The organism is Oleiphilus sp. HI0128 (genome assembly GCF_001635365.1).
The window spans coordinates 1-2113 of record NZ_LWGG01000776.1 but is presented as its reverse complement, the minus strand read 5'-3'; the positions used below and the strand labels follow the sequence as shown (position 1 = coordinate 2113).

The following is a 2113-nucleotide window of genomic DNA, read 5'->3' as shown; positions in this document are numbered from 1 at the left end:
TAATCGCCTGGAGTTAGCCTCTACAACCGACTCCTTGACCACTCTATTCAATCGCCGGCACTTTGAATCACGCCTGCATATCGAGCTAAAAAGAGCTGAACGGCACCGCCGCGAGTTGTCTGTCATATTATGCGATTTAGATCGTTTCAAATCGATCAATGATAACTATGGGCATAAAACTGGAGACGAATGCCTCCGCCATGCCGCAGTAATTCTAAAAAACACTATCACACGTTCAGGCGATATCATCGCGCGCTACGGAGGTGAAGAATTTATTATTTTGCTTGTTGATACCTCATTGAATGAAGCTGAGCATGTTGCCAACACCCTATGCCAAGAATTTTCAAACTCTGCCTTCGAATCAAACGGCAATATTATCGAGTTTACTGCAAGTTTTGGTGTATCCAGCTTATCTCAAAAGTCCCCCAAGACTGCTGACGAGCTCGTCACGCGTGCCGATATTGCAATGTATGAAGCTAAGAATAACGGCAGAAATCAGGTAAAGCTCTGGAACAATCCGGGCGCCCCTACCACACCAGAATAAGTACGACCCAAGAACCAAGTTTATGGAAACCTCCCCGCAAAGCCAGTCTCTTTTTAATTACTATAACTTTTATCGAGTCGTTGTCAGTATTCTGCTATTTGGAATATCAATATCGCAACACAGCGTGGTACAAGAATTTCGCTCACCTCTAATATTTGAGGCGCTTACGCCAATTTATTTAGGGCTGAACCTCTTTTGGCTACTCGCATTTCGCTTTCTCATCGACGCTCACCCCAAGCAAATTTTTATTACATTACTTCTCGATATACTGCTCTTGCATGCCTTGTTCTATTTTGCCTCGGGTATCTCTGGTGGTTTGGCTAACCTGATCATTATCAGTGTCGCCGCAGGTAATATCATTATTCGAGGACGGATAGGACTTTCATTCGCTGCCTGGGCCACACTGCTTACTATTTTAATTGAGGGTGAGCGCTTCCTTAACGGCTTCAATTCACTTTCCGATGTCCCGCGGACAGGTCTGATTGGCTGCATGTACTTTGCGAGTGCCTATATACTCCAATATTTGTCGATCAAGATTTCGGAAAATGAATCTTTACTTAAACAACAAGAGCAAGATTTAAGAAAGCTGGAAAAGCTTAACCACCAGATTATCCAGAGCATGAGAACAGGTATTATCGTCTGTAGTGAGCAAGGCGAGGTTAAATTAATCAACCATGCCTGCCTGGATTTAGTCAGCCTGGCGGAAAAGCAGCCCTTACCTTCCTTGATTGCTGATAGGCTAACATTATGGAAAGAAGCACCCGGCGTACGTACAACTCCCTTTCGAGTCAGCCAGGAAAAACCTTTGGTTCAGGCAAATTTCTCTCGCTTACAAAATGAAGCAGAGTCTGACATCCTGGTTTTTTTAGATGATACTCGCAAGACTGCGCAACAAGCTCAACATATGAAACTGGCCTCTCTCGGTCGCTTAACCGCAAGTATAGCGCATGAAGTTAGAAACCCATTAGGAGCAATTAGCCACGCAACACAACTCCTGGCTGAGTCTGAAAACCTTGACCCGGCAGACCATAAGATGACGGATATCATCCAGCGTCACTCAAAGCGTGTAAATCAGATCATTGAAAACACTCTGCAACTTAGTCGTCGAACAGAGCCAGAAGTTGAAGACATCACCTTGGCCAACTGGATTGATAAAATCGTCGGCGAATATAAAGGGCACCTGCACTCATCAGACAGAATTAATATTATACTTGCAGACAAAGACGCAACAGCACGCTTTGACCCAAGCCAAATGGAGCAAGTGTTTATCAACCTGATCGACAATGGGCTTAGGCATGGCTTAAAGTCAGATTGCAGCGCACAGTTATTTATATTGCTATCCAAAACCACAAAGGATGGCCAAGCCTATATCGAAGTAATCGATCAGGGTGAAGGAGTCTCTGAAGAGAACTCCCATCATTTATTTGAACCATTCTTCACCACTGAATCTCAGGGCACAGGACTTGGTTTGTATTTATCACGAGAAATCTGCGAAGCAAACCAAGCTCATCTGGACTATATCAACCCGGCCAGTACCGAATTTCATCAGCATTGGAAGTTTGATAACCA

At 44.2% G+C, this 2113-nt stretch carries 2 protein-coding genes; both read left to right on the top strand.

Going from position 1 to position 2113, the window contains the following annotated elements; translation table 11 throughout:
* A partial coding sequence (locus tag A3763_RS11000; protein ID WP_156495048.1) for a GGDEF domain-containing protein occupies positions 1 to 544 on the top strand: 544 nt, incomplete at its 5' end.
* Positions 545 to 566: 22 nt separating this feature from the next.
* On the top strand, positions 567 to 2113 hold a 1547-nt coding region (locus A3763_RS10995; protein WP_068760020.1), incomplete at its 3' end, for a PAS domain-containing sensor histidine kinase.